25 protein-coding genes and 1 pseudogene are annotated in these 24863 nt (G+C 67.3%); 15 read left to right on the top strand and 11 right to left on the bottom strand.

Annotated elements, in window-relative coordinates; genetic code table 11:
* Nucleotides 1-93: 93 nt before the first annotated feature.
* Nucleotides 94-846, bottom strand: a complete 753-nt coding sequence (locus AB4099_RS23110; RefSeq protein ID WP_441479762.1) for a 16S rRNA (uracil(1498)-N(3))-methyltransferase — start codon at nucleotides 844-846, stop codon at nucleotides 94-96.
* 201 nt (nucleotides 847-1047) lie between these two features.
* Between AB4099_RS23110 and AB4099_RS23105 the strand changes: the two genes are divergently transcribed.
* Together AB4099_RS23105 and ubiA are read left to right on the top strand one after the other, a co-directional pair.
* Complete coding sequence (locus tag AB4099_RS23105) at nucleotides 1048-1524, top strand: hypothetical protein (RefSeq protein ID WP_113518927.1); 477 nt, start codon at nucleotides 1048-1050, stop codon at nucleotides 1522-1524.
* A gap of 7 nt (nucleotides 1525-1531) precedes the next feature.
* A complete protein-coding gene (gene ubiA / locus AB4099_RS23100) occupies nucleotides 1532-2497 on the top strand; it encodes a 4-hydroxybenzoate octaprenyltransferase (RefSeq protein WP_441479761.1) in 966 nt (321 codons plus the stop codon).
* Nucleotides 2498-2619: 122 nt separating this feature from the next.
* Here the strand turns inward: ubiA and AB4099_RS23095 are convergent, their stop codons facing one another.
* Nucleotides 2620-3141 (bottom strand): DUF6101 family protein, encoded by a 522-nt coding sequence (locus tag AB4099_RS23095; RefSeq protein WP_441479760.1) that lies wholly within the window; start codon nucleotides 3139-3141, stop codon nucleotides 2620-2622.
* Between the two features lie 246 nt (nucleotides 3142-3387).
* On the opposite strand from AB4099_RS23095, the gene AB4099_RS23090 reads away from it, so the two are divergent.
* The 5 genes from AB4099_RS23090 to lpxK all read left to right on the top strand — a co-directional run bounded on the left by AB4099_RS23090 (nucleotide 3388) and on the right by lpxK (nucleotide 7692).
* Complete coding sequence (locus AB4099_RS23090; protein ID WP_441479759.1) at nucleotides 3388-4215, top strand: 3'(2'),5'-bisphosphate nucleotidase CysQ; 828 nt, start codon at nucleotides 3388-3390, stop codon at nucleotides 4213-4215.
* A gap of 110 nt (nucleotides 4216-4325) precedes the next feature.
* Entirely contained in the window at nucleotides 4326-4568 is a 243-nt protein-coding gene (locus AB4099_RS23085; protein ID WP_113518930.1) for a DUF4170 domain-containing protein, read from the top strand.
* 39 nt (nucleotides 4569-4607) lie between these two features.
* Nucleotides 4608-5339 carry a lysophospholipid acyltransferase family protein gene (locus AB4099_RS23080; protein WP_441479758.1) on the top strand — a complete coding sequence of 244 codons (732 nt, stop codon included), beginning with the start codon at nucleotides 4608-4610 and terminating at the stop codon, nucleotides 5337-5339.
* Nucleotides 5336-6640 carry a 3-deoxy-D-manno-octulosonic acid transferase gene (locus AB4099_RS23075; protein WP_441479757.1) on the top strand — a complete coding sequence of 435 codons (1305 nt, stop codon included), beginning with the start codon at nucleotides 5336-5338 and terminating at the stop codon, nucleotides 6638-6640. Before AB4099_RS23080 ends, AB4099_RS23075 begins: the two co-directional genes overlap by 4 nt.
* Complete coding sequence (gene lpxK, locus AB4099_RS23070) at nucleotides 6640-7692, top strand: tetraacyldisaccharide 4'-kinase (protein ID WP_441479756.1); 1053 nt, start codon at nucleotides 6640-6642, stop codon at nucleotides 7690-7692. The genes AB4099_RS23075 and lpxK overlap by 1 nt, the downstream gene beginning before the upstream one ends.
* Here lpxK and AB4099_RS23065 read toward each other — a convergent pair.
* Nucleotides 7638-7859, bottom strand: a complete 222-nt coding sequence (locus AB4099_RS23065; RefSeq protein ID WP_113518934.1) for a DUF2093 domain-containing protein — start codon at nucleotides 7857-7859, stop codon at nucleotides 7638-7640. The genes lpxK and AB4099_RS23065 overlap by 55 nt on opposite strands.
* A gap of 99 nt (nucleotides 7860-7958) precedes the next feature.
* Between AB4099_RS23065 and AB4099_RS23060 the strand changes: the two genes are divergently transcribed.
* Complete coding sequence (locus AB4099_RS23060) at nucleotides 7959-8780, top strand: dienelactone hydrolase family protein (protein WP_441479755.1); 822 nt, start codon at nucleotides 7959-7961, stop codon at nucleotides 8778-8780.
* 21 nt (nucleotides 8781-8801) lie between these two features.
* Here AB4099_RS23060 and xseA read toward each other — a convergent pair whose 3' ends face one another.
* Nucleotides 8802-10331 (bottom strand): exodeoxyribonuclease VII large subunit, encoded by a 1530-nt coding sequence (gene xseA, locus AB4099_RS23055; RefSeq protein ID WP_441479754.1) that lies wholly within the window; start codon nucleotides 10329-10331, stop codon nucleotides 8802-8804.
* Between the two features lie 92 nt (nucleotides 10332-10423).
* Here xseA and purD point away from each other — a divergent pair, with 92 nt between their 5' ends.
* The 3 genes from purD (at nucleotide 10424) to AB4099_RS23040 (ending at nucleotide 13583) form a co-directional block, all read left to right on the top strand.
* Nucleotides 10424-11704, top strand: a complete 1281-nt coding sequence (gene purD / locus AB4099_RS23050) for a phosphoribosylamine--glycine ligase (RefSeq protein WP_441479753.1) — start codon at nucleotides 10424-10426, stop codon at nucleotides 11702-11704.
* Nucleotides 11705-11780: 76 nt separating this feature from the next.
* Nucleotides 11781-12683: an alpha/beta fold hydrolase gene (locus AB4099_RS23045; RefSeq protein ID WP_113515330.1), complete on the top strand. Its 903-nt coding sequence runs from the start codon at nucleotides 11781-11783 to the stop codon at nucleotides 12681-12683.
* Nucleotides 12684-12710: 27 nt separating this feature from the next.
* Nucleotides 12711-13583: a patatin-like phospholipase family protein gene (locus tag AB4099_RS23040; protein WP_113515328.1), complete on the top strand. Its 873-nt coding sequence runs from the start codon at nucleotides 12711-12713 to the stop codon at nucleotides 13581-13583.
* On the opposite strand, the gene AB4099_RS23035 is transcribed toward AB4099_RS23040, so the two are convergent.
* The gene (locus AB4099_RS23035) at nucleotides 13543-14289 is read right to left on the bottom strand and encodes an ArsR/SmtB family transcription factor (protein WP_441479752.1); all 747 of its coding nucleotides are present in this window, start codon (nucleotides 14287-14289) and stop codon (nucleotides 13543-13545) included. The two genes, AB4099_RS23040 and AB4099_RS23035, sit on opposite strands and share 41 nt — an antisense overlap.
* A 106-nt stretch (nucleotides 14290-14395) precedes the next feature.
* On the opposite strand from AB4099_RS23035, the gene AB4099_RS23030 reads away from it, so the two are divergent.
* On the top strand, nucleotides 14396-15139 hold the full coding sequence (locus AB4099_RS23030; protein WP_113515326.1) for a sulfite exporter TauE/SafE family protein: 744 nt from the start codon (nucleotides 14396-14398) through the stop codon (nucleotides 15137-15139).
* A gap of 63 nt (nucleotides 15140-15202) precedes the next feature.
* On the opposite strand, the pseudogene AB4099_RS23025 reads toward AB4099_RS23030, so the two are convergent.
* Nucleotides 15203-16306: pseudogene (locus AB4099_RS23025) on the bottom strand (oxidoreductase); the annotation flags it as partial.
* Nucleotides 16307-16358: 52 nt separating this feature from the next.
* Entirely contained in the window at nucleotides 16359-16754 is a 396-nt protein-coding gene (locus tag AB4099_RS23020) for a RidA family protein (RefSeq protein WP_441479751.1), read from the bottom strand.
* A gap of 193 nt (nucleotides 16755-16947) precedes the next feature.
* Here AB4099_RS23020 and gcvA point away from each other — a divergent pair, with 193 nt between their 5' ends.
* Nucleotides 16948-17826 carry a transcriptional regulator GcvA gene (gcvA, locus tag AB4099_RS23015; protein ID WP_441479750.1) on the top strand — a complete coding sequence of 293 codons (879 nt, stop codon included), beginning with the start codon at nucleotides 16948-16950 and terminating at the stop codon, nucleotides 17824-17826.
* A gap of 1 nt (nucleotide 17827) precedes the next feature.
* Here the strand turns inward: gcvA and AB4099_RS23010 are convergent, their stop codons facing one another.
* Together AB4099_RS23010 and AB4099_RS23005 are read right to left on the bottom strand one after the other, a co-directional pair.
* A complete protein-coding gene (locus AB4099_RS23010; protein WP_113515323.1) occupies nucleotides 17828-18055 on the bottom strand; it encodes a DUF4287 domain-containing protein in 228 nt (75 codons plus the stop codon).
* Between the two features lie 160 nt (nucleotides 18056-18215).
* Nucleotides 18216-18644, bottom strand: a complete 429-nt coding sequence (locus AB4099_RS23005) for a nucleoside deaminase (protein WP_113515419.1) — start codon at nucleotides 18642-18644, stop codon at nucleotides 18216-18218.
* A 103-nt stretch (nucleotides 18645-18747) separates the two neighbouring features.
* On the opposite strand from AB4099_RS23005, the gene AB4099_RS23000 reads away from it, so the two are divergent.
* Together AB4099_RS23000 and AB4099_RS22995 are read left to right on the top strand one after the other, a co-directional pair.
* Complete coding sequence (locus AB4099_RS23000; RefSeq protein WP_113515417.1) at nucleotides 18748-21108, top strand: pseudouridine synthase; 2361 nt, start codon at nucleotides 18748-18750, stop codon at nucleotides 21106-21108.
* A 12-nt stretch (nucleotides 21109-21120) separates the two neighbouring features.
* Nucleotides 21121-21681, top strand: coding sequence for an RsmD family RNA methyltransferase (locus tag AB4099_RS22995; RefSeq protein ID WP_441479749.1), 561 nt, complete (start codon nucleotides 21121-21123; stop codon nucleotides 21679-21681).
* 7 nt (nucleotides 21682-21688) lie between these two features.
* On the opposite strand, the gene mutL is transcribed toward AB4099_RS22995, so the two are convergent.
* Together mutL and AB4099_RS22985 are read right to left on the bottom strand one after the other, a co-directional pair.
* Complete coding sequence (mutL, locus tag AB4099_RS22990) at nucleotides 21689-23491, bottom strand: DNA mismatch repair endonuclease MutL (protein ID WP_441479748.1); 1803 nt, start codon at nucleotides 23489-23491, stop codon at nucleotides 21689-21691.
* Between the two features lie 43 nt (nucleotides 23492-23534).
* Nucleotides 23535-24857, bottom strand: coding sequence for a glucose-6-phosphate isomerase (locus tag AB4099_RS22985; RefSeq protein ID WP_441479747.1), 1323 nt, complete (start codon nucleotides 24855-24857; stop codon nucleotides 23535-23537).
* Nucleotides 24858-24863 lie beyond the last annotated feature (6 nt).

Here is a 24863-nt window from a genome sequence, read left to right as displayed (position 1 = left end):
GCCCTGAATGAGCCGGTTCGATGGCACCGCGACGAATGTGGATCTTCCTCCCCAACGACCAACGCGAAATTCGGCGCGTCGTTCCCTGCGCGCTCAGCCCGATCTCGAGACCCAGTCGCCCAATGTCGCCTGGACCAGGGCAAGCGCCGCGACCGCCGCCGTATCGGCGCGCAGGATGCGCGGGCCGAGCGAGATACGGATTGTCCTGGGGCGAGACAGCACGCGTCGGCGCTCCTCGTCGTCAAAGCCGCCTTCGGGACCAATCAGCAGGGCGAGCGGCGCCGGCGGGGCTTCCGCCAGCGCGCTCAGGGGACTCGCCGCGGCCATGTCCTCGTCGCAGAAGATCAGCAGGCGCTCGGGCTCGAGAGCGGCCAGTGCCGCATCCAGCGGCTGCTCGGAACGAATTTCCGGCAAGGCCAGGATGCCGCATTGCTCGGCAGCCTCGATGGCATTGGCCCTGAGGCGTTCGAGGTTCAACCGCGAGACCTGCGTGCGTCGGGTGAGCACCGGCTGCAGCACGCCGGCCCCCATCTCCACGGCCTTTTGAGCCATGTAATCGAGCCGCGCATGTTTCAGCGGCGCAAAGAGATAATGCAGGTCCGGCACGGGGGTCTGGTGCTGCAGCTGCCGCAGCGGGCGCAGGCTCGCCTGCTTCCGCCCTTCCGGAACGATCTCGGCAAGCCATTCGCCGTCACGCCCGTTGAAGACGAGAACGCCGTCGCCATCGCGCAGGCGCAGGACGTTGAGAAGGTAATTGGCCTGCTCCCGTTCGAGAGGAACGGGCGCATCCTGTGCCAACGTGGAATCGAGATAGAGCCGATGTTTCGGCAGGTCTGGCATCGGCATAGGCGCAAACAGTCTCCCTCTTGCGACAGCAGCCGATCTTGCGATGCCATTGCGGCGGGAAAGTCGCCACATTCTTCGTCTAATCGCAAGAGTCGGTGACAGAATTCAGTTCAACGTCGCCTGACGCTTGGCGAGACCGCCCCTCTGCTGATATGGAGTGCGCGGTTCCAGGAACCCTCACCGATTGGGAGCAGGACTATTATGCGGCGATACGTGGCCTCGGGGTTGATTGCGACGCTCGGCTTGGCAGCGGCGACATTCCTCCACGTCAGCCCGGCGAGCGCTCAGGCCTCGGGCTGCGAACAGCTTCAGAAGCTCCTGCAGGAGCGGCAGTCGATCGTCGCGCGGTTGAACTCCGCGTCCAAGGCCAAGCGCAAGCTGACGCCGGCGGAGGCCTGCGGAACCCTCGGCAGCCTCGTCAACAACGGCAACGCCACCCTCAAATTCGCAACCGCCAATCAAGACTGGTGCCAGATTCCGCCGACCTTCGTGGACGGCATGAAGGCCGACAATGAGAAGGCAGCCGGTTTCCGCAATCAGGCCTGCAATGCGGTGAAGCAGCAGGCGGCCATGCAGCGCAAGGCGCAGCAGCAGGCCCAGCAACAGGGCAACAATCCGTTCGGCGGCGGCGATTCTCTGACCGGCGGCCCGATGCGGGTGCCGCAGGGCGCGCTCTGATCTCGCCATGGTCCTGGCCTCGAAGCCAGCCGACATGCCCCTGGTTGATGCGCCCCTTCCCGACGCCCTGAAAGGTCATTGGGTCGATACAAGGGCGCCGGTCTGGCTGCGCCCCTATCTCAAGCTTGCCCGCATCGACCGGCCAATCGGCTGGTGGCTGCTGCTGCTTCCGTGCTGGTGGGCCGCAGGGCTTGCAGCCATCGCGAGCGGCAGCGCGTTTCCCAATCTCTGGCACAGCCTGCTTTTCCTGGTTGGCGCCATCGTGATGCGAGCCGCCGGCTCGACCTTCAACGATATCGTCGACCGCAAGCTCGATGCTCAGGTGGCGCGAACGCGCGGACGCCCGTTGCCCTCTGGGCAGATCGCAACCAGGTCAGCCGCCCTCTTCATGGTCGCGCTGTCATTGGTCGGGCTGCTGATCCTCGTCCAATTCAATCGCTTCACGATCCTGCTCGGCATCGCCTCGCTGGCGATTGTCGCGATCTATCCGTTCATGAAGCGCATCACCAACATGCCGCAATTCGTGCTGGGTCTCGCCTTCTCATGGGGCGGGCTCTTGGGCTGGAGCGCCGTGTTCGGGCGGCTCGACCCACCAGCCTACCTGATCTACGCGGCCGCCATCGTCTGGACGATCGGCTACGACACCATCTACGCCATGCAGGACATCGAGGATGATGTCATTGCCGGGATCAAGTCGAGTGCTCGCTATTTCGGAGCCTGGACGCGCGAGGCGGTCGGCCTCTGCTTCATGCTCTCTGTCGCGCTCGCCGGCGTGGCGACCTGGAACGCGGGCGGTGGCGCGATGGCCTGGATTGGACTTGCGGCCTTTGCCGCGCATCTCGCCTGGCAGGTTTCCCGGATCCAGGGCGCGACCTCGCCGGTCGCGCTGGGATTGTTCCGCTCCAACCGCAATGCCGGCCTGCTGCTGGCCGGCGGCTATGCGCTGGATGCGTTGAGCCGCTCTTTTCTTTGAAATGAAGGTCTAAGGCATCGCTCCGAAAAGTGGTTCGCGATTTTCGGGGAAAGCCGATGCCAACACAGAAGATGAAATCATGGGACCGGATCCGATACCCGGCCTGAGGATCTGACCGCAGCTCAATCCGTCAGCCGCTCGCCGGAGACGATGACCGGCCGCGCCGGAAGCTGCGCCGTCTTGCGCCGCGTCAGGAAGCGCGGGCGGCGGCCGTTGAGAAAGGCGTGCCGACGGCGGATGCGAATCGGCCCCAGAGCCAGCCGGCCGAGCTGAGGAAAGGGCTCGGTAATTACGCCATCGACGGATTCGAGCAAGAGCGGCAAACCGCTGCTGCGACCGCAGTCGCGCCAGTGCGCCACAGCATCTTCGGCATCGAAGACCGCGACACTGATCGCACGGCCGTCTCCGGCCGTCAGCGCGAGTTCGAGGCGTTCATCTTCACCGGACGGATTGGCCAGACGCAAGGCAATGCCGCGCCAGCCGGGGTTTCCACGCAAGATCCTCACCGAGGCGATGCGCTCGATACGAGGCGCCTCGACCCGCGCCGGCATCGGATTGCGCGCGACGATACTGCTATGGTTTGGGCAGCCGAGAAGGTTCGGCGCAAAGCCGACCTCCCCGGCAGCCGGCGTGACGCTGGCCATCGGTTTTACGCCTCTCATGTCCCTGCTGCGCGGAGCCCTCTGTGAAGTCCGGGGCTCTCGTGCTTGCAGGGTGGAGAGTGGACCGCAGCCCTATCCGAGCACTTAAGAGCTTCGGTTAAAGGAATGTGTTGCGCCTGTTTTGACGTCCAAACCGGCCCCTATCCGGCGTGATGCTTGACGGAATCTTTCGCAACTGCGCTGCTTTTTCATCTTGAAACCGCAACAGCGAGGCTCGATAGGGAGCGCATGACTTCGCAAACCCTGCCTGTCGCCCCGGATCTGCTGCCTCAAATCCGGGAAAGCTGCATCGAGGCGGGCGCGCTGGCGCTCGAACTGTTCCGTCCCGGAGCCAAGACCGCGGCCCGGACATGGTCGAAGAGCGGCGGCTCGCCTGTCACCGAAGCCGATATCGCGGTCGATACCTTCCTGCGGATCAGGCTCTCGGAATTGCTGCCGGAGGCCGCATGGCTCTCGGAAGAGACCGTCGACGATGCGCAGCGGCTGTCACGCCGTCTTGTCTGGGTCGTCGACCCCATCGATGGCACGCGCGCCTTCATGGCGGGCTCGCCGGACTGGGCGGTCTGTGTTGCCCTCCTGGCTGATGGCGCTCCGGTGACCGGCGTCGTGCATGCGCCCGCCTGCGGCGCAACCTATACGGCCCGGCGACACAGGGGCGCCTACCGCAACGACCAGCCGATCGCGACGACCCGCCTCACCATGCTCGGCGGCGCTCGCATTGCCGGTCCAAAACCGATGCTCGACGCCCTGGCGCGGATCGACACGTTCGAAGCTGCCGAGAAGATCCCTTCGCTCGCCCTCAGGCTGACGAGGATCGCGGACGGCACAATCGATGCCGGGCTGGTCTCTCCAGATGCGCGGGACTGGGACCTTGCCGCCGCCCATCTCGTGCTGGACGAAGCCGGCGGCCGGCTTAGCGACGGGAGCGGCAATCCCGTCGTCTATAACCGGGAGACGCCGATCCACGGCATGCTTGTTGCCAGTGGAGAAGGCCTTTTGGAGCCGTTGCTTGCTGCAATGCAGCGCCTGCGCGAGTTTCCGCCGCAGGGCGCATGAAGGCCAGCCGCCTTCCGACAAACGCAACCTCGCTCAATCGGCACTCGCACCGCTCGCGCGGATAGCTTATCTGGTGCCGCGGCAGAGCCTCATTCCCGCTGGAGACACCAATGAACGCGGACACCGACCAGAAGCAGCTTCTTCATCTCGTCTTCGGCGGCGAGCTGAGCTCCCTTGACGGCATCACCTTCAAGGACCTGTCGAAGCTCGACATCGTCGGCATCTACCCGAACTATGCGAGCGCCCATGCGGCCTGGAAGGCCAAGGCGCAGGCGACCGTCGACCAGGCCCAGATGCGCTACTTCGTCGTGCACCTGCATCGCCTGCTCGAGCCTGAGACCGCGAAGTCCTGAGCCGCGCGACAGACATCCAGCGGTTCGGAAGCGGAGTTCATGGGCTTTTCCATCCTCAAGACGCGTGTGGCGCAAGAGACGCTCGGCCGGCTGCTGGCCGGCTATCTCAAACTCGTCCGCCGCACCAGCCGAACCGTTGTCGAACCGGCCGACATCTATGATCACATCCGGCCGGAGCTGCCGCTGATCATCGCGATGTGGCACGGCCAGCACATCATGATCCCCTTCGCACGGCCGGATTGGATGCCCGCCTGCTCGCTGGTTTCCCGCCACGGCGATGGCGGCTTCAACGCCGTGGCGCTACGCGAACTCGGCATCGGCGCCATCCGCGGCTCCGGGGCGCTCGGCCGCAAGGTCCGCGAGAAGGGCGGCGCGAGCGCGTTTCTCGCCATGGTTCGGCGCCTGGCCGCCGGCGATACCATGGTGCTCACGGCCGACATTCCCAAACGCGCCCGCATCGCCGGACCTGGCATCATCGCGCTGGCCAAGGCATCGGGGCGCCCAGTCCATCCGGTTGCCGTGGTGACGAGCCGGCGCATCGATTTCAACAGCTGGGACCGAGCCTCGATCGGCCTGCCCTTCGGCCGCTGCGCGATCGTGGTCGGCGATCCGATCCGGATCGCGCGCGATGCCGACGAAGCCACGAGCGAAGCGGCCCGCCTTGCGCTCCAGACCGGGCTCGACGCGGTCCATGCCCGCGCCTATGAGCTGGTCGGCTCCCGCGACCCCGGTGCGGGGCTCCGCGCTGCAAGAGGAGCCAAAGCGGCATGAGCGGCAAGGGCCCCTTCCTCAGAGCCTACCGCATGGCGACCGCGCTGTTCGAGCCGGCCGCCGCCGGCCTTCTGGTCTGGCGCCGTCGTCGCGGCAAGGAAGACCCGACGCGCTTCGCCGAACGCCGCGGCTATCCAGGTGTCCAAAGGCCCGACCAAACCCTGATCTGGCTGCATGGCGCCAGCGTCGGCGAGACGGTGACGCTGCTCCCCCTGATCGAGCGCCTGCAGCGGCGCGGGCTGGCCGTTCTCGTCACGTCCGGCACGGTGACCTCGGCGCGCCTGCTTGCAGCGCGTTTGCCAGCCGGCGCCATCCACCAGTACCTGCCGCTCGACGTGCCGCGCTATATGCGCCGCTTCCTGGACTATTGGCGGCCGGCCATGGGCCTGATCTGCGAATCCGAAATCTGGCCCAATATGGTGATCGAGGCACGCAAGCGGGATATTCCGCTCGTGCTGGTCAATGCCCGTATGTCGGAGCGCTCCTTCAAGCGTTGGTACAGGGCGCCCAGAACCTCGCGCTACCTGCTCTCCAGCTTCGAATCCTGTCTTGCCCAGTCGCAGAGCGACGGCGAGCGTCTTGCTCAGCTCGGCGCGCCGCGTGTCAGCATCGCCGGCAATCTGAAATTCGATGTCGCAGCGCCTCCGGCCGACCCGAATACGCTCGCCATCCTCGACGGGCTGACGGCCGGCCGACCGATCTGGATCGCTGCCAGCACGCATCCTGGCGAGGAAGAGCAGATTCTGTCGGCCCATCTCGGCATCAAGCCGCATCTGCCGAAGCTGCTCACGATCATCGCTCCGCGGCACCCACAGCGCGGCCAGGAGATCGAGGATCTCGCCCGGGCCAATGGTGTCGCCGTCGCGCGGCGCACGGCTGGAGAGATGCCGGACCCCGATATCGAGCTCTATATCGCCGACACGGTCAACGAGCTCGGTCTCTTCTATCGCCTCTCGCAAGTGGCCTTCCTTGGCGGTTCGCTCGTGCCGATGATCGGCGGCCATAATCCGATCGAGCCCGCCAAGCTCGGCTGCGCCCTGCTGCATGGGCCGTATGTCCACAACAACGCCGAGATCTTCGCCGCCTTCGATCAGGGGGGCGGCGCACGCGAAATTCCGGACGTGCAGGCGCTCGCGGGCGCGGTGCATCGCTGGCTCAGCGACCCGGCAGCCGCGCGGCAGGCAGCGCGGGCGGCAGGGCAAACCAGCAAGCAGCTCGGCGGCGCACTGAGCCGCACGGAACAGGCCCTCGAGCCGCTCTTGATGCGCGTCGCTCTTGGCCAGCGCGAGATCGAGAGCTGATGCGCGCACCGGCGTTCTGGTGGCAGCGTCGGCGGAGCCTTCTGGCCCGGCTGCTGCAACCGATCGGCTCTCTCTACGGCGCGCTCACCGCGCGCCGCATGCGCCAGACCGGTACCGATGCAGGCATCCCGGTGATCTGCGTCGGGAATTTCATCGCTGGCGGCGCCGGGAAGACGCCAACGGCGATCGCCCTCGCCGCTCTCGCGACGGCCCGCGGCCAAACGCCCTTCGTCTTGATGCGGGGCTATGGCGGACGGCTCGCCGGGCCTGTCGAAGTGGACAGGCGTCACCATGATGCCAGCGGCGTCGGGGACGAGGCCCTGATGATGGCGTCGGCCGCCCGCACCGTGGTGGCCCGCGATCGGCCGGCCGGCGCCGCCTTCGCCAAGGCATTTGGCGCAAGCCTGATCATCATGGATGACGGGCTGCAGAACCCCTCGCTCACCAAACAGCTGCGGTTGGCCGTCGTTGATGGCGCAAGCGGGATCGGCAACGGATTGTGCCTGCCGGCCGGCCCGTTGCGGGCACCGCTGGCCGAGCAGTTGTCGATGACCGATGCGATCCTGGTGATCGGCGCGGGCGAGGCCGGAGATAGGGTCGCCGCTGCGGCCCAGGAGGCCGGCAAGCCGGTTCTGCGCGGGAGGCTTGCGCCGTCGGCCGGGATTGCCGACAGACTTCGTGGTCAGGCCGTCCTGGCCGTCTCAGGGATCGGGCGGCCGGAGAAATTCAGCGCGACCCTGCGCGAGGCCGGCGCCGAAATCCGCGCCGAACATGCCTTCGGCGATCATCACGCCTACACGGCCGACGACGTTGCCAGGATCATCCGTGAGGCAGCGGCACTGGATTGCCTGGTGGCAACCACCGAAAAGGACATGACAAAGCTCGCCGCACTCTGGCCGTTTGCGGAGCAGCACCGCCTGCTGGTGGTTCCGGTTTCCCTCGCCTTCGACGAACCGAGCGAGGTCACGCGCCTGCTCGATGGCGTGAAGACGGCCGCTCAGGCACGCCCGGCACGGCGCAGCCGCAACAATACGGCCTCCGGGGAAACATAGGCCTCCTGCCACTCGACGGACCAGTAACGCAAGTCGTCGAGCTTGATCGGGGCACCGGTCACGGCGCAGCGCACGAAGGCGCCGGGGCGCACGACGCGGAATTCGCCGTGACCATAGTCGACGGCAGCTTCGGGTCCCGGCACGGGAGGACGCTCGCTGATGTTCATCTGTAAGATCGAAAACCGTTGCTCAGGGAGTGAATTATCCGATAACTCGGAGCTGTGATAGCGTTCCTGCCGATGATGTCCAGTCTCGTCCGACACGTCATGGCCCTTACGGGCCTCGCGCTGCTTTGGTGCGCGCCCGCGTCTGCGGGCGGCTATGAGCGCGTTCGCATCCCGGTCGAGGAAGGACAGCTGGACGGTGTGCTGTACCGCCCGAACGGCCCAGGGCCATTCCCGGCCGTGGTCGCCTTGCATGGTTGCGGCGGCCTGTGGCGCGACAATGGCAAATTGTCCGCCCGGCATTCAGACTGGGGCGAGCGGCTGGCCGCAGCTGGCTACGTCGTGCTGATGCCGGACAGCTACGGCTCGCGTAGGCTCGGTTCGCAATGCGGCGTCAAGGAACTGACGGTTCGGGCGAGCCGTGAGCGCGTCGCCGACGCGACAGCATCGCGGCAATGGCTGCAGGCTCGCGATGATGTGCGCGACAAGGACATCTCCCTGCTCGGTTGGTCCGGTGGCGGTTCGACCGTCCTGACCGCGATCCGCAAGGACCGGCGCCCGGCTGACGGCCAACCCGATTTCGCGCGCGCCATCGCCTTCTATCCGGGCTGCCGCTTCCAATCGGAGTCCGCGAGCTTTTCGGCCCGGCTGCCGACCCTCATCCTGATGGGCGATGCCGACGACTGGACCCCGCCCGCGCCCTGCGACCATCTCGCCAAAGCGGCACGGGCGCGCGGCGAAGCCATCGAACTCGTCCTCTATCCCGGCGCGCTGCATGATTTCGATCACCCTCGCCTCGAGGTGAAGGAGCGCAGCGACGTGGCCTATTCCGCGACCGGAACCGGCAAGGTCACGGTGGGGACACATCCTGAAGCCCGCGATGACGCGATCAAGCGCGTCAAGAGCTTCCTGATGGGGCGTTGAGCGCCCCATACTGTCCTTCAGCTAGAAGAGGTCGCCCTGCCCGCTGCGCGGTGTCTCCCGGCGCGGCGCACGAGCCGGCCGCGGCAACGGCCCTTCCCCGCCCGCGGTGACGGTGACATCGAAGCTGCCGTCGCTGACCTGAACGCTGAGCGCCAGGCCGGGCCTTGCCTGCTCCACGCCGCGAATGAGCGCTCCCGATCCATCGCGCACCAGCGCATAGCCACGCGCCAGGACAGCCTGGGGGCCGAGCGAGCGGACCAGGCTCCAGGCCGATTCAAGCCTGTCGCGACGGCGCCCCAGACCCTGGACAAAGGCGTGACTCGCCCTCAGCGACAGCTCATCGGTGCGCTCATGCGCCCGTTGGAGGCGCAGCCGTTCCGCCCTCAGCAAGGCGTCACGCCCGGCTCGCAGGCGGCTCGAGAGCCCATCAAGCCTTGCCACATAGGTCGCGAGCCGGACCGACGGAGATTGCCGCACGAGCCTCTGCGACAAAGCCGCAAGCCGTTGCTCGTAAGCCCGCGCGTTGCGCGCCAATGCCGGTGCAAGGCGTGCCGCCGCCAGATCGAGCCGCTGCCGCGGGCCGGAGAGGACAGCCTCCGGCCCCGGCAACGCCCGCGCAAGCGCACGCAGATCGCTGCGACGGCGATCCGAGAGACGGCGCATCGCCCCCGCCTGCCGACGGGAGAGATCGGCGATCAGCGCCATCAGATCGGCGCGGACCGGCACGACCTTCTCGGCGGCGCCGGTCGGTGTCGGCGCACGCAGGTCGGCGGCGTGGTCGATCAGCGTCCAGTCGGTTTCGTGACCGACTGCGGATACGAGCGGGATGAGAGATGCCGCGGCCGCCCGCACCACGATCTCCTCGTTGAAGCCCATCAGATCCTCGAGCGAACCGCCGCCGCGCGCGACGATGATCACGTCGGGACGCGGGATTCGTCCGCCTTCCGGCAATGCGTTGAAGCCGGCGATGGCTGCTGCGACCTCGGCCGCACTGGTCTCGCCCTGGACGCGGACCGGCCAGACCAGGACATGGCGGGGAAAGCGATCCTCCAGGCGGTGCAGGATGTCGCGGATGACAGCACCTGTCGGCGACGTCACCACGCCGACGACGCGCGGCAGATAGGGGATAAGCTGCTTGCGCCCCTCCTCGAACAGGCCCTCGGCCGCGAGCCTCTTGCGGCGCTCCTCCAGCAACGCCATCAACGCGCCGACGCCGGCCGGCTCCAGTGAATCAATGACGATCTGGTAGCTCGACTTGCCGGGGAAGGTCGTGATCTTGCCGGTCGCGATGACCTCGAGCCCTTCCTGAGGCCGTGTCTTCAGCCGCCCGAAGACACCCTTCCAGATCACCGCGTCGATCTTGGCATTCTGATCCTTCAACGAAAAGTAGACATGGCCCGAGGCGACCGGGCCGCGATAGCCCGAAATCTCGCCACGCACCCTGACGAAGCCGAATGCATCCTCCAGCGTGCGCTTAAGCGCGCCCGACAGGTCGGAGACCGACCATTCCGGGGCATTGGAGGGCTTGGTGTCAGGCGATTCGATATCCATTGGGCGACCATAACGGTCGCAGCGACCGAGCAGAAGCGTTGCTCCGCGCGCCTACGAAGGCTATTGCGCGCGGAGCAAGCGGAGACGGCGCGATGAACATCCTTCTGATCGGTTCCGGCGGACGCGAACATGCGCTCGCCTGGGCGATATCCGGCTCGCCGCTCTGCGACCGGCTCCTTGTCGCACCGGGTAATCCCGGCACCGCGGAATGCGGCGAGAACGTCGCGCTCGACATCGCCGATCACGCCGCAGTCGTCGCCTTCTGCAAGCAGGAGAAGGTCGACCTCGTCGTGGTCGGGCCGGAAGGGCCGCTCGTCGCCGGCATCGCCGATGATCTCGTCGCGGCCGGCATCAAGACCTTCGGCCCCTCGAAGGCGGCTGCCCAGCTCGAAGGCTCGAAAGGCTTCACCAAGGAACTCTGTGCCGAGTTCAACATCCCGACGGCCGCCTTCGGACGCTTCGGGGATGCAGCATCGGCCAAGGCCTATGTCAGGGCTCAGGGCGCGCCGATCGTGATCAAGGCGGACGGGCTCGCCGCCGGCAAGGGCGTGGTGATGGCACAGACCCTCGATGAGGCCGATGCCGCCATCGAGATGATGTTCTCGGGCGGCTTCGGCGCAGCAGGCGCCGAGGTGGTGATCGAGGAATGGATGATCGGCGAGGAGGCCAGTTTCTTCGCACTCTGCGACGGCAGCCATGCCCTGCCGCTTGCCTCGGCTCAGGACCATAAGCGCGTCGGCGACGGCGACACCGGCCCGAATACCGGCGGCATGGGCGCCTATTCGCCCGCCCCGGTGATGACCAAGGCGCTAGAAGACCGGGTCATGGCGGAGATCATCGCACCAACGCTCGCGGGAATGCAGAAGCGCGGCGCGCCGTTCAAGGGCGTGCTCTTCGCCGGATTGATGATCACGGCGCAGGGGCCGAAGCTGATCGAGTACAATGTCCGCTTCGGCGACCCGGAATGCGAGGTGCTGATGCCGCGCCTGAAGAGCGATATCGTGCCGGCCTTCCTTGCCGCCTGCGACGGTGTGCTCAGCTCTTTCGACCTGCGCTGGCTGGACGACGCCGCGCTGACCGTCGTTCTGGCGGCGCGGGGTTATCCCGCCACGCCCGAGAAGGGCAGCATCATTCGCGGCATCGAGAAGGCCGAAGCAATGGACAATGTCCTCGTCTTCCATGCCGGGACGAAGCAGTCCGGGGCCGACATCGTTGCCGATGGTGGGCGCGTGCTCAACGTCGTTGGCCTCGGCAAGACTGTCAGCGAGGCCCAGCAACGCGCCTATGCCGCCGTCGACGCGATCGACTGGCCTGGGGGGTTCTGCCGCCGCGACATCGGATGGCAGGCGGTCAAACGGGAGCAGGAAGGCTGAACATCCGCGCTCGTCGAGGGTTAGGATTTCAGCCAGACTGATATCAGGCCAGCGGTTACGCCAGGAGCGCTCCTCCATGAGCAATCTCGATTCACTCTTTCCCGGCTTCACGGCCCATTGGGTCGACGGGCCTGTCGGCAAGATCTTTGCGCGTTCCGGCGGTGAAGGGCCGCCGCTCGTGCTCATTCACGGTTTCCCGCAGACCCACGCCGAATGGCACAAGATCGCGCCCGAACTGGCGAAGACCCATCGCGTCGTCTGCCTGGACCTGCGCGGCTATGGCTGGTCGGCGGCTCCCCATGGCGATGGCGGCAAGGAGACCTACACCAAGCGCGCCATGGGCGAGGACGTCGTCGCCGTCATGGAAGCGCTCGGCCATATCCGCTTCGCCGTGATCGGCCATGACCGCGGCGCGCGTGTCGCCTATCGCCTCGCCCTTGATCATCCCGGCAGGGTCGAGCGGCTTGCTGTACTCGACATCCTGCCGACGCTCTCGATGTGGGATGGTATGGACGCCGCCCGCGCCATGCAGGTCTATCACTGGACCTTCCTGGCCCAGCCCGAACCCGTGCCGGAAAACCTGATCAAGGCCAATCCCCAGGCCTGGCTGGATCATACGATCGCGAGCTGGACGCGGGCCAAGGCGCTCGACGTGTTCAACCCGCTCGCGCTGCGATCCTATGGGGAATCCTTCGACGACCCGCATCGAATCCACGCGGCCTGCGAGGATTATCGTGCCGGCGCCACCACGGATCTCGCGCAGGACAGGGCCGATCTCGCGGCGGGAAAGACGATCCTCTGCCCGGTGCTGGCCCTCTGGGGCGAAGCCGGAATTCCGGCCAAGGGCGCAAGCCCGCTCGAGATCTGGCGCTCGACCTTCGCGCCCAAGGCGGAAGGGCAAGCGATCGTCAGCGGTCATTTCCTGCCGGAGGAAAATCCTGCAGCAACGCTGGAAGCCCTGAAGCCTTTCCTTGCCTGAGCAGGGATCAGGCCGCAGCATCGCACCATGCCACGCTCCACGACGCCTGCCCAGCAACGATCCGACAGCGCCGAGCCCAGGCTCGCGCTCGTGCTCGGGGCCGGAGGGGCGCGGGGCCTGAGCCACATCGCGGTACTGGAGGCGCTGGACGAACTCGGCGTGAGGCCCGGCCTCATCGTCGGCTGCTCGATCGGCGCGATCATCGGAGCTGCCTATGCGGCCGGCCTCTCGGGCAGCGAGCTGCGCGAGCATGTGTCACTGACATTCCGTGACCGGGCCAAGGTGATCGCGCGGCTGCTCGACGCCCGCGTCGGCAAATTCACCGATCTAATGCGCGGGCTCGGCAATCCCGTGCTGATCGACGGCGAGCGGCTGCTCGACCTGTTCTGGCCGCAAGCCGTGCCTGACCGGTTCGAGGAGCTCAGATTTCCCTTCGCCGCGATTGCGACCGACTACCATCTCCATGCCGAGGTCTCCCTGACGAGCGGGCCGCTGACGCCGGCCGTCGCCGCCTCGCTGGCCATTCCGGGCCTTGTGCGCCCGGTGGTGCTCGGCGGCCGCGTGCTGATCGATGGCGGAGCGATCAACCCCCTGCCCTATGACAGACTGCTGGCGCCGGGGCGCATCGTCATGGCGGTCGATACCAGCGCACCGGCAACGATCAGCGACACGCGCGTGCCCGAGCCGCTCGAAGCGATGGTCGGTGTCTCACAGATCCTGACGCGCACCATCGTTCAGCGCATGATCGAGCGCCACCCGCCCGATATCCTGATCCGGGCCGGCATCGACGGCTATGGCGGGCTCGACTTCTTCCGGGCGCAGGCCATCCTCGACGCCTCCGAGCCGCTGAAGGACGAGGTCAAGCGAAGGCTGTCTCAGGCACTCGAACAGCAGGGCTGAGCGCCTCCGGCTCATCGCAGCGAAACCCCGGCAGGGCCGAGATCAACGCGTCACGCCCCTCATCGGTCAGGATCACGGCACGACTGTCCTTCTTGCGCAGGACCCAGCCCGTCTCGAAGCAGCGGCATGCGAGCGCTGCGGCCAGGCTTCCCGCCAGATGCGGACGGCGTTCGCTCCAGTCGAGGCATGGGCGCAAGGACGCGCGCCGACTCCTGGCGGCCTGAGCGACGTCGACGCCAAGCGCCGCAAAGACGCCCTCTCCCGACGCCGTCAGGCCGTAACCGCCATCGGCAACCGTCAGGTGCCCACCCGCGACCAGTACATCATGAAGGCCGATGCCGAGACGCCCGGCGAAATGATCGTAGCAGGTGCGCGCCCGGCTGAGTTCCTCACCGACGCGGGACGGCAAGCGACGGCTGGAGGGCTGGCTTCCGGCGAGAACCATCAGCCCTTCGAGCGCCGTCGCGACCTCGGGCCCGGCGAGCCGGTAATAGCGATGGCGCCCCTGGACGGCGACCGCGAGCAGGCCGCCCTGCATCAGGCGCGCGAGATGGCCGCTCGCCGTCTGCGGCGCGACGCCCGCGATATAGGCGAGCTCCTTGGCGGTCAGGGCGCGCCCGTCCATCAGGGCGTGCAGCATGTTGGCGCGGGCTGGATCGCCCATCAGATGGGCGATCTCGGCGAGATAGGGGCCATGCGTGCTCATGCAGCCATCTTGCTCCCTTGCTCAGCCGAGGCAACCTGGAACAGTACGGTCCCCACCGTAGCGTTCGGACGCGACAGTTCGCATCGGCACTGCCACAAACAGCCTCATGGAAAACGCAGAGCTTATCCTCTTCATCGCCGCCACCTTTCTTCTGGCTGGCTTCGTCAAGGGCGTCATCGGGCTCGGCCTCCCGACCATCGCAGTCGGCATCCTCGGTGTGGTGATGGCACCGGCCCAGGCCGCGGCGTTGCTCATCGTGCCCAATATCGTCACCAACAGCTGGCAGGTCGCAACCGGTCCGGGGCTGAAGGCGATCATGATCAGGCTCTGGCCGATGCTGGCCGGCATCTGCGCGGGAACATGGGCGGGCGCCGGGTTGCTGCAACAAAGCAAGGGCGGCTCGGCCACCTTCTGGCTCGGCTGTGCGCTGGTGCTCTATGCGCTGGTCGGGCTGAAAGCGGCGAAGCTGCGTGTCCCCTCCAACACTGAGGGTTGGCTCGGCCCCGTCATCGGCATCACGACGGGCATCGCCACCGCTGCGACCGGTGTCTTCGTACTTCCGGCCGTGCCCTATCTGCAGGCTCTCGGCCTGGACAAGGACGAGCTGGTGCAGGCGCTGGGCGTCTCCTTCATCATTTCGACTCTGGCCTTGTCGGTCGGCCTGATCGGAGCGGGCGCCCTGGATGTCGGCGTGGCGCAATCCTCGCTGCTGGCGCTGCTGCCTGCGCTTGCCGGCATGTCGGTCGGCCAGGCGATCCGCACGCGCATCTCCGCGGCCACCTTCAAGCTCAGCTTCTTCGCGGGGCTGCTGATGCTGGGATGCTATCTGGTGATCAGGACGCTCGCCTGAGCGTCCTGCCAGCACCTGAGGGGTATGGCTCCAGTTCGCTTGGCCGCGCCCTGAGCTTGCCCCTCAGCTTGCAATGTCGAGCAGCGCTGAACGGCGCCGTTCGGCGTTCGCCAGATCCGCGATTGGCGACAGGAGGCATTTGTCGAACGGCTCCAGCGCCCGCCCTTCGCGGAAACGCGTCGGCCAGTCAGCATGGGTCAGCGCGCCACGCCCGAGTGACACGAAGTCCGCCTCGTCGCCCTCGATCATGGCCGCAGCGCGTTGCGGATCGTGCAGCGACCCATTCGCCAGAACCGGAAGCCGGGCATGCATCCGCGCCAAGGCCGCCAGACTTGGCCCGGCATCGCCGAAGGCCGGGCGCCACCCTTCGAATTCGGTCGTATGGATGTAGTCGAGGGGAAGCGTGCCCAATGCGCGAAACACCGCCTCGGCTTCGCGGACACCTCCGACCCATTTGTGGAGGAAGTCGTTCACCTTGGCCTGCGATATTCGCATGCCGACGACATGATCCGCTCCCACGGCAGAGCGAACGGCTTCAACGACCTCGACGATAAGCCGCAGGCGGCCGGCTGTACTCCCCCCATAGCCATCCTGGCGCAGGTTGATGCCCTCGGTCAGGAACTGGTCGAGGAGGTAGCCGTTGGCACCGTGGATCTCGACACCGTCGAAGCCGGCCTCCTTTGCGAGCGCGGCCGCGCTCGCAAAGCCCGCGACCGCTTCACCGAGATCCGCCTCCGACATCGCACGAGGAATGCGGTAGGGGCCATTGCCGCGATAGAACGCCATTTGCTCGCCCTTGGGACGCAAGGCGGACGGGCCGATGCTATGGTCCCGATGGATGTTGCCTTGCGCCAGGGCCCCGGCGTGCATCAGCTGCGCAACAATCCGCCCGCCTGCTTCATGAACAGTGCTGACGACCTGTCGCCACGCCTCGCCCTGTTCGGCATCAGCGATGCCGGGCTGGTATTGGTAGCCCTGTGAGAATGCCTTGTCGGTGTAGATGCCCTCCGTCACGATCAGGCCAAAGCCGCCTTCCGCGAATGAACGGTAATAGGCCACCATGCCTTCGGTCGCGCGGCCATCGACGGTTGCGCTCACGCGCGTCATGGGCGCAACGACAAGCCGGTTGGATAGAGCGAGCTTGCCGATCCGGACGGGGGAGAAGAGTCTTCACACCGCCGTCTGGCGAGGCGGGCCCGAAGCGGGGTTGCCGGTCATCTTACCGGCCCTCCCCTGGCACTGCCGCAATCGCCTCGATCTCGATCATCACCTTGGGATCGTAGAGGCCCTTGACCTCGGCGATCGTGTCGGCGGGATAGGGCGCGCTCCAGAACCTGCGGCGAAGCTCGACCACGTCCTTGAACTGGGCCTGCATGTCGGTGACGAAAATCGTCACCTTGACGACATCCTTCAGGCTGGCACCGCCCGCTTCGAGGGCGCGCCGCAAATTGGCGAAGGCCTGCTCGCCCTGAGCAAGGAGTCCGCCCTCCACGACCTTGCCCTCGTCATCATAGCCGGCCTGGCCCGATACGAAGAGAAGGTTGCCGACCTTGATCGCCCGCGACAACAGATACGGCTCGTAGGGATCGGGCCGCGTGACAACTTGCTGGAACATCTTTCATCTCATCTGTGAAGGGACAGGCCGCGTCGCGAGATGAATTCGCTTCATCCAATCGGTCGGGCCGTCCGGTGATGAGTGAATGTGTGCATTCACACCAAGGACAGCAAACGCGAAATCGTCACTCGATAACTGAATCAAGCTCATCCATAATCAGTCGAGTTGTCAGCTCAATCCTTGGACCTCCGTGATGCGACGCCTGCCGCCCCTGTCCTCGCTGCGGACATTCGAAGCTGCGGCGCGTCATGGCAGCTTCAAGCAGGCCGCCGCCGAGCTCTTGGTCACGGCCACGGCGGTCAGCCACCAGATCCGGACGCTCGAGGAGCATCTCGATATGCGCCTGTTCGACCGCCAGACGCGGCGTGTCATTCTGACCGAGCAGGGCCGAGCGCTCTATCTCGTGCTGCGCGATGGCTTCGACGCCTTCGCCGCGGCGATCGAGCGCATTCGGTCAGAACGGAAACGGCCCGTCATCACGATCTCGGCGACCATAGCCTTCTCTGCGAAATGGCTGGTGCCGCGCGTCGCCCGCTTCCAGAAAGCTCATCCCGGCATCGATCTGCGGCTGCACGCCTCCGACGATGTTGTCGATCTGCATTCGGGCCAGGCCGACCTGGCGATCCGATATGGCCATGGCAGCTATCCCAATCTCGACGTGCACCAACTCATTGCAGATCGGTTCGCCCCGGTGGTCAATCCGGTGCTGGACGTGCGCCAAGCGGCCGACCTCGCACAGGTCCCGCTCATCCATTTCGAATGGCGCAGCGCAGATCCCGACCATCCGACCTGGCCGATCTGGTTCGAGCGGGCAGATATGCGGCTTGATGCGAGGCCGGCCTTGCGCTTCACCGATGAAAGCCAGGCGATCCAGGCTGCAGTCGCTGGCCAGGGAGCGGCGCTGCTCAGCCTGACGCTCGTGCGGGAGGAGCTCGATGCGGGCCGACTCATCCAGCCTTTCGGCCCAACGCTACAGGGACTTGTCTATTCCGTGGTGACCCTGCCGAGCCGAGCCGAAGAAGCGCTCGTACACGCGGTGCGCGACTGGCTGATCGCAGAAGCAGCGCGTTAGCTCAATCACCCGGCTTCTTCTTGCCTGTGAGCAGGGCATAGATCGCCATGGCATGACCATGGCCGAGATCGAAATCCGACTTCAGCCAGTCCACGACCTGCCCTGCCTTGACGCCTGGCCTGAGTTTGCCCGCTTCCGAGAAGCCCTTCGCGTCGGCAAGTGCCTGCAGGTCCTCAGGCCCCTTGCCGGTCTTCTGCTTGATCGTGTCGAGATAGGCCTGAAAGGACATTGCGCCTCGCGATGTTCGTTTGTCCGGAGCGGAACCGTAGCGGCGCTGGATGCATTCGCAATCCCCGCCGAGGAGCATCGCGCCCCTAAGACGTCACGGTGGTAGCGACCGCCGGGCGCCATTGGCCTCTCCAGGGCGGGACGGGCGCATAATCCGGCCCCTAACGTCGCGATTTGAAGAACCCGCGCAACAGATCTGCCGCCTCGCTTTCGCCGATTCCGCCATAGACATCCGGCGCATGATGACAGGTCGGGCTGGCATAGAGCCTGACACCGTTCTCGACAGCGCCTCCCTTGGGATCGGAGGCGCCGAAATAGAGCCGCCTGATCCGGGCGAAGGAGATCGCGGCAGCGCACATCGGGCAGGGTTCAAGCGTAACGTAGAGATCGCAGCCGATCAGCCGTTCGCTGCCGATTTCTTCGCAGGCGCGCCGCAAGGCCAGCATCTCGGCATGTGCGGTCGGATCCCTCAGTTCGAGCGTGCGGTTGCCGGCACTGGCCAGGATGGTTCCGTCCCTGACGACCACGGCGCCAACCGGCACCTCGCCCCGGGCGCCTGCCGCCCGGGCCTCCGCGAAGGCGAGGTCCATCCCCTCCAGCTCGGCACGCTTCGATTGCAGCATGAAACCTCTGCTTTGGCGCTCGCGAGGCATGATACGCTCTGCTACAAGCGCCGGCTGTGCAGGAGCGATGATGAGCGACGACAACAACCAGAAAAGCCGTGGTCCACGCAAGGGCGGTGGAGCTGGCGGCAAAGGCGGCGGGTTTGGCGGAGGCGACGGCAAAGGCCGTGGCCCGTCACGCGGTCGCCCACCTTCGGGCGGAGATCGCCCGCCATTCCGTGGCCGTTCGGGCGATGACAGGCCCCGCCGCGATGCCGGGAACGAGGGCGAACGCCCCGCCCGTCGCTTTGACAAGCCAGCCGGCCAGCGCGACGGCGCACCGCGTGCGCCGCGCGAGGGCGGCGAACGGCCGTTCCGCAGCAGGACGGAGGGCGAACGCGCTCCGTTTCGTGCTCGCTCGGGAGATGATCGCCCTTCGCACAGGACATCCGAAGGCGGCGAACGCCCTGCCCGGCGCTTCGACAAGCCTGCCGGCCGACGCGACGACGCCCCGCGCCCGCCGCGCGAGGGCGGCGAGAGGCCGTTCCGTTCCAGGACCGAGGGCGAACGCGCCCCGTTTCGTGCGCGCTCGGGAGATGATCGCCCCTCACACAGGACATCCGAAGGCGGCGAACGCCCCACCCGTCGCTTCGACAAGCCGGCCGGCCGGCGCGACGACGCCCCACGTCCGCCGCGCGAGGGTGGCGAAAGGCCGTTCCGGGCTCGCTCCGAGGGCGAGCGCAGCACGAGCCGTCCACCCCGCGAAGGGGCAGCCCCCCGCAGGAGCTTCGGCGACCGGGATGCTGGCGCACCGCGCTTCGACAGGCCTCGCGCCGAACGGCACGACCGTCCCCGCGGCGAAGACCGGGCCCATCGCCCGCGTCGCGAGGATACCGAGCCCCAGGCACCGGGCGCAGTCCTCCTGCCCTCGATCGAGCCGGAGCGCATCGCCAAGGTGATGGCGCGCGCCGGCGTCGCCTCGCGCCGCGATTGCGAGGCGATGATCGCCGAAGGCCGCGTCAGCGTGAACGGCAAGGTGATTGAGAGCCCGGCACTCGATGTCGGGCCGACCGACGTGATCCTCGTCGATGGCGAGCCCTTGCCGGCGCGCGAGCGCACGCGGCTCTGGCTCTATCACAAGCCGCGCGGGCTGGTGACGACGAACCATGATCCCGAAGGCCGCCCGACCGTATTCGAGGCGCTGCCCGAGGACCTGCCGCGCGTTCTCTCGATCGGCCGCCTCGACATCAACACCGAGGGGTTGTTGCTGCTGACCAATGATGGCGGCCTTGCCCGCGTGCTCGAGCTGCCGGAAACCGGCTGGCTCCGGCGCTATCGCGTGCGCGCCTTCGGCAGCATCACGCAGGACAAGCTCGACACGCTGCGCGACGGCGTCACCATCGACGGCATCAGCTACGGGCCCGTCCTGGCGCGCTTCGAACGCGAGCAGGGCTCGAACACCTGGCTCGTGGTCGACCTGCGCGAGGGCAAGAACCGCGAGGTCAAGACCGTCCTCGAGCATCTCGGCCTTGCCGTGAACCGGCTGATCCGGGTCTCCTTCGGGCCGTTCCAGCTCGGCGATCTGCCGGAGGGTGAGATCGACGAGATCCGCTCCCGCGTGATCAAGGACCAGCTCGGCGAAGAGCTGATGGCCAAGGCCGGCGTCGATTTCGAGGCGCCGCGCCGCGATGAGCTGCCAGCGGCGCCCCGGCGCGCGCCTGCGGGCGAGGATCGCCCGCGCCGCCGCGAGGGTGGCGAGGAGCGTGGCGGGCGCGGCAGTGGACGTCCGGTTTCGCAGGACACCCGCAGCGAGAAGCCGTGGAAGCGCACGGTCTGGCGCGATGAGGAGGCTGAGCCACAACGTGAGCGCCGCTCGGCCCCAAGGCGTGGTGCCGATCCGAAGGAGGAGCGCCAGGCCCGCGAGGCGACCGGCCAGATCGAGCGCAGGCGAGACAAGGCGATCGCCGATCCGAAGGGACGGCGCGTGCTGGTCGAGCGTGTCAGCGCGCCGGCACGAGAGGAAGCGCCCGCCCGCGCCCCCCGTGCCGAGCGTTCTGGGCCGGGGGCCCGTGGAGCGCGCTCGCAGGAGCGCAGCGCCTCGCCCCGCGGCCTTGGCGACCGGCCTCAACGCCGTCCACGCGAAGAGGGTGCCGGCGGACACGATCGCAGCGACGAGCGTCCATGGCAGGAGCGCGCGCCACGCGGCGAGCGCCCCGAGCGCGCACCCCGTGAAGGGCGCGAGCGCCCCACCCGTCCCTTTGCCGAGCGTCAGGGCGATGATCGTCCGCGGGGCCGCAGCTTCGGCGACAGGCCAGGCGGCGGCAGGCCGTCCGGCGACCGTCCGCACGGGCGCGGCGCCGGTGGCAAGCCCGGCGGCGGACGCCCCTTTGGCGGTAAGCCCGGCGGCAAGGGACCTCGTCCCGGTGGCGGCGGCCGCGGCAAGCGTGACTGAGAGTAGCGCCTGATGAGAATCGTCGGCGGCCGCTTCGGCGGCCGGCCCCTCGCGGGGCCCAAGCCGGGTATCGGCACGATCCGCCCAACCTCCGATCGGTTGCGCGAATCGCTCTTCAACGTCCTCGCCCATGCCTATGACGATGTGGTCGAGGGCGCGCGCGTGCTCGATCTCTTCGCCGGGACCGGCGCGATGGCGTTCGAAGCGCTCTCGCGCGGTGCGGGCTTTGCGTTGCTGGTCGATGACGGCACTGAGGCACGCGGCCTCATCCGCGAGAACCAGATGGCGCTCGGGCTCGCCGGCCTGAGCCGCATCTTCCGCCGCGACGCGACCAAACTCGGGCCGATCGGGCCGATGGCGCCTTTCCAGCTCGTCTTTTGCGATCCACCCTATCGCAAGAGCCTGGGCGAGAAGGCACTCATCTCGGCACGCGAGGGCGGCTGGCTGGCGGCTGGTGCGCTGATCGTGCTCGAGGAAGCGGCGGGGGTCGAGATCGCATTGCCCGGCGACTTCGAGGCGCTGGAGCGACGCGACTATGGCGAGACCCAGGTCGCGATCCTGCGAGCGCGCTGAGCGCGCCTCACCGGCGCCCGAACAGCTTCTCGATATCGTTCAGCTTGAGCTCGACATAGGTCGGGCGGCCGTGGTTGCATTGGCCGGAATTGGGCGTGACTTCCATCTCACGCAGGAGCGCGTCCATCTCTTCGGGCCGCAGCCGGCGGCCGGCGCGCACCGAGTTGTGGCAGGCCATCGTCGCCAGCACATGGTCGAGGCGCCGTTCGAGCGAGCCTGAATCGCCATGCTCGGCGAGCGTATCGGCGACGTCGCGCACCAGCTTCTGCAGATTGCCGCCGGCCAGCGCGCTCGGCGCTTCGCGCACCAGCACGGCACCGGCCCCAAAGGATTCGATGGTCAGGCCGAGCGAGGCCAGGTCACTGGCGACAGCAATCAGGCGATCGGCGTCGACCGGATCGAGCTCGACCACTTCCGGCAGCAGCAGGGCCTGGCGGGCAATACCTGTCCTGGCCCTCTCGGCCTTCAGCCGTTCATAGACCAGCCGTTCATGCGCCGCGTGCTGGTCGACGATGACCATGCCGTCACGTGTCTGGGCGAGGATATAGGTTTCATGGACCTGCGCCCGCGCGGCGCCGAGAGGGCGGTCGAGGGCATCCTGCGCCGGCTCGGCGACATGAGCTCGCGCATCGGCCGATGGCGTCGCGAAACCGGTGAAATCGGCCTGCCGTGCCTCGCCGAAACCGGCCGATGGCAGCGCCCAGGCAGGGGCGGAGGGCAGCACCGGACGCTGCACCGACGGCTGCCCTGTGCCAGAGAAGACCGCGCGGAATGCTTCCAGAGTCCGGGCGCCGCCTGTCGTCGTGGCGCGGTGCCCGGCTTCTGCCAGGGCGGCCTTCAGGCCGGAGACCACGAGACCGCGAACCAGCGCCGGGTCGCGGAAGCGGACTTCGCTCTTGGCCGGATGGACGTTGACGTCGACGAAGCGCGGGTCGCAGATCACATCGAGGAACAACATCGGATGCCTGTCTGAGGGCACGACGTCGGCATAGGCGCCGCGCACCGCGGAGAGCAGCAGCTTGTCCCGCACTGGCCGGCCATTGACCGCCAGATGCACGCCGGCCGAGGTCCCGCGATGGAAGGTCGGCAGTCCGGCGAAACCGGTGACCCGAATGCCTTCGCGCGCCACGTCAAGCCGCAGCGCATTCTCGGGAAAATCACGGCCAAGCGCGCGCGACAGCCGGCGCAGCAGCCCTTCCTCGCCGATCGCCTCGGCCGGCCAGTCGAAGCCGGTGACATGATCACCTTCGAGCGAGAATCGGATGGTCGGATGGGCGATGGCGTGCCGCCGCAGCATCTCGGAGACGGCCTGCGCCTCCGCCCGATCGCTCTTCAGGAATTTGAGGCGGGCGGGGGTGAAGATGAAGAGATCGCTGACCTCGATGCGCGTGCCGGGCGCTGCCGCGGCCGGACGCACCACGCCCTTCTCACCGGCCTCGACGACGAGGCCGTGCCCCTGCGACGCCTCGCGCCGGCGCGTGGTGATCGCAAGCCGCGCCACCGAGCCGATCGACGGCAGCGCCTCGCCGCGGAAGCCGAGAGACTGGATCGCGAAGAGATCGCCATCCGGCAGCTTCGAAGTGGCATGGCGCTCGACCGACAACGCCAGATCCTCGGGCGACATGCCGGAGCCGTCATCGACGACGCGAATCAGCTCGCGGCCGCCGGCCGCAATGGTCACGGCAACCGCGCGCGCGCCGGCATCGATGGCGTTCTCGACCAGCTCCTTCACGGCGGCAGCCGGCCGTTCGATCACCTCGCCGGCGGCGATGCGATCGACCAGGATGGGATCGAGGCGGCGAACGGTCATGCTGGGCCCGGCAATAAGGGAGCGAGCGCGGAGACCCGAATCGTCAGCCGCGCCCTTCGGCAAGATAGCGCTTGGCGAGGAGTTTTGCCTCTTCGACTGCCGGCTGATCGAACGGATCGACGCCCATGGCGTAGCCCGTCAGGATTGTTTCCAGCATGAAGTGCATCAGGATCTCGCCATGCACCGTCTCGTCGACATGATCGACATGGAGGCGGCGCACCGCGCGGCCGTTCTTGGCGAAGGTGTCGACCATGGCGACGCCCTGCGCCGCGACGAGGTCACCGATCGTCTTGCCGGCGAAACCGTCCTCGCCGATTTTCTTCGCCAGAGCGGCGTCGATCCCCGGGCCCTTGCCCTTGGTGCTGACGGTCAGAACGGTGAAGAACTTGTCCTTCGGCCCGGCGAGATAGAGCTGCTGCTGCGAATGCTGGTCGACCGGCCCGAGCGCCGCGACCGGCTGGGTGCCCTGCCCGTCCTTGCCGAGGCTCTCGGCCCAGAGCTGGACCCACCAGCGCGTCAACAGGGCGAGCTTGTCGGCATAGGGCATCAGCACCGCGATGCCCTTGCCCGAGCGCATGGCGGCGAGGTGCAGGGCCGCACCGAGGGCCGCCGGTACCTCGCGGACGCCCTTGCCCGCCAGCAGGGGAGCAAGCGCCTTGGCCGCACCTTTGCGCAGGGCTTCGATATCGAGGCCGAGGATTGCGGCCGGCAGCAGACCGCAATTGGTCAGGACCGAATAACGCCCCCCCACACCGGTATGATGCTCGAGGAAGGGCGTACCGAACGGTTCCAGCAGGGCGCGCAGCGGGTGCAGCTTGCCGGGCTTGGCCGGCTCGGAGAGCCCCTGGAAATGCGAGCCGATCTCGCCATCGGGGATACCGGCGGCGCGCAGCGCGGTGATCGCCGCGATGCTCTGCAGCAGGGTTTCTCCAGTGCCGCCCGATTTGGAGATGGCCACGAACCTGGTCGACTTGAGCGGCAGTTTCGTCAGCAGGGAGGCGAATGTCTCAGGATCGAGATTGTCGATGAAATGCACACGCGGCGCGGGCGCAAAACTCGACAGGCCGGCAATGCCGTAGCCGGCGAGTTGCGCCAGCGTCTGGCCACCGAGGCTGGAGCCGCCCGTACCGAAGATCAGGATATCGGTCGCGCCTTCACGCAGGCGCTTCGCGGCGGCATGGACCGGCGCCAGATCGGCCGTATCGGCCGGCAATCCCAGCAGCGGCAGCGACTTCGCGTCCGCCTCGCCCTTCAGCCGCGCCAGCGCGGGCACGAGAGCGGCCAGTGCCTTGTCGAAGGCAGCGTCGGAGATGCCGCCGGCGCCGACACCGGATTCGAGCGCGAGGTCGAAGCTTTGCTGCAGCATGGCCTG

The organism is Allobosea sp. 2KB_26 (assembly GCF_052115715.1).
In the GTDB taxonomy this organism is placed as follows: domain Bacteria; phylum Pseudomonadota; class Alphaproteobacteria; order Rhizobiales; family Beijerinckiaceae; genus Allobosea.
The sequence above is the reverse complement of the archived record's forward strand: the minus strand, read 5'-3'. Positions and strand labels throughout refer to the sequence as shown.

Coding starts and splice junctions, on each gene's coding strand:
- AB4099_RS23110 (WP_441479762.1), bottom strand. CDS start 846: ATGCCGATGCCAGACCTGCCGAAACATCGGCTCTATCTCGATTCCACG.
- AB4099_RS23105 (WP_113518927.1), top strand. CDS start 1,048: ATGCGGCGATACGTGGCCTCGGGGTTGATTGCGACGCTCGGCTTGGCA.
- ubiA (WP_441479761.1), top strand. CDS start 1,532: ATGGTCCTGGCCTCGAAGCCAGCCGACATGCCCCTGGTTGATGCGCCC.
- AB4099_RS23095 (WP_441479760.1), bottom strand. CDS start 3,141: ATGGCCAGCGTCACGCCGGCTGCCGGGGAGGTCGGCTTTGCGCCGAAC.
- AB4099_RS23090 (WP_441479759.1), top strand. CDS start 3,388: ATGACTTCGCAAACCCTGCCTGTCGCCCCGGATCTGCTGCCTCAAATC.
- AB4099_RS23085 (WP_113518930.1), top strand. CDS start 4,326: ATGAACGCGGACACCGACCAGAAGCAGCTTCTTCATCTCGTCTTCGGC.
- AB4099_RS23080 (WP_441479758.1), top strand. CDS start 4,608: ATGGGCTTTTCCATCCTCAAGACGCGTGTGGCGCAAGAGACGCTCGGC.
- AB4099_RS23075 (WP_441479757.1), top strand. CDS start 5,336: ATGAGCGGCAAGGGCCCCTTCCTCAGAGCCTACCGCATGGCGACCGCG.
- lpxK (WP_441479756.1), top strand. CDS start 6,640: ATGCGCGCACCGGCGTTCTGGTGGCAGCGTCGGCGGAGCCTTCTGGCC.
- AB4099_RS23065 (WP_113518934.1), bottom strand. CDS start 7,859: ATGAACATCAGCGAGCGTCCTCCCGTGCCGGGACCCGAAGCTGCCGTC.
- AB4099_RS23060 (WP_441479755.1), top strand. CDS start 7,959: ATGGCCCTTACGGGCCTCGCGCTGCTTTGGTGCGCGCCCGCGTCTGCG.
- xseA (WP_441479754.1), bottom strand. CDS start 10,331: ATGGATATCGAATCGCCTGACACCAAGCCCTCCAATGCCCCGGAATGG.
- purD (WP_441479753.1), top strand. CDS start 10,424: ATGAACATCCTTCTGATCGGTTCCGGCGGACGCGAACATGCGCTCGCC.
- AB4099_RS23045 (WP_113515330.1), top strand. CDS start 11,781: ATGAGCAATCTCGATTCACTCTTTCCCGGCTTCACGGCCCATTGGGTC.
- AB4099_RS23040 (WP_113515328.1), top strand. CDS start 12,711: ATGCCACGCTCCACGACGCCTGCCCAGCAACGATCCGACAGCGCCGAG.
- AB4099_RS23035 (WP_441479752.1), bottom strand. CDS start 14,289: ATGAGCACGCATGGCCCCTATCTCGCCGAGATCGCCCATCTGATGGGC.
- AB4099_RS23030 (WP_113515326.1), top strand. CDS start 14,396: ATGGAAAACGCAGAGCTTATCCTCTTCATCGCCGCCACCTTTCTTCTG.
- AB4099_RS23020 (WP_441479751.1), bottom strand. CDS start 16,754: ATGTTCCAGCAAGTTGTCACGCGGCCCGATCCCTACGAGCCGTATCTG.
- gcvA (WP_441479750.1), top strand. CDS start 16,948: ATGCGACGCCTGCCGCCCCTGTCCTCGCTGCGGACATTCGAAGCTGCG.
- AB4099_RS23010 (WP_113515323.1), bottom strand. CDS start 18,055: ATGTCCTTTCAGGCCTATCTCGACACGATCAAGCAGAAGACCGGCAAG.
- AB4099_RS23005 (WP_113515419.1), bottom strand. CDS start 18,644: ATGGACCTCGCCTTCGCGGAGGCCCGGGCGGCAGGCGCCCGGGGCGAG.
- AB4099_RS23000 (WP_113515417.1), top strand. CDS start 18,748: ATGAGCGACGACAACAACCAGAAAAGCCGTGGTCCACGCAAGGGCGGT.
- AB4099_RS22995 (WP_441479749.1), top strand. CDS start 21,121: ATGAGAATCGTCGGCGGCCGCTTCGGCGGCCGGCCCCTCGCGGGGCCC.
- mutL (WP_441479748.1), bottom strand. CDS start 23,491: ATGACCGTTCGCCGCCTCGATCCCATCCTGGTCGATCGCATCGCCGCC.
- AB4099_RS22985 (WP_441479747.1), bottom strand. CDS start 24,857: ATGCTGCAGCAAAGCTTCGACCTCGCGCTCGAATCCGGTGTCGGCGCC.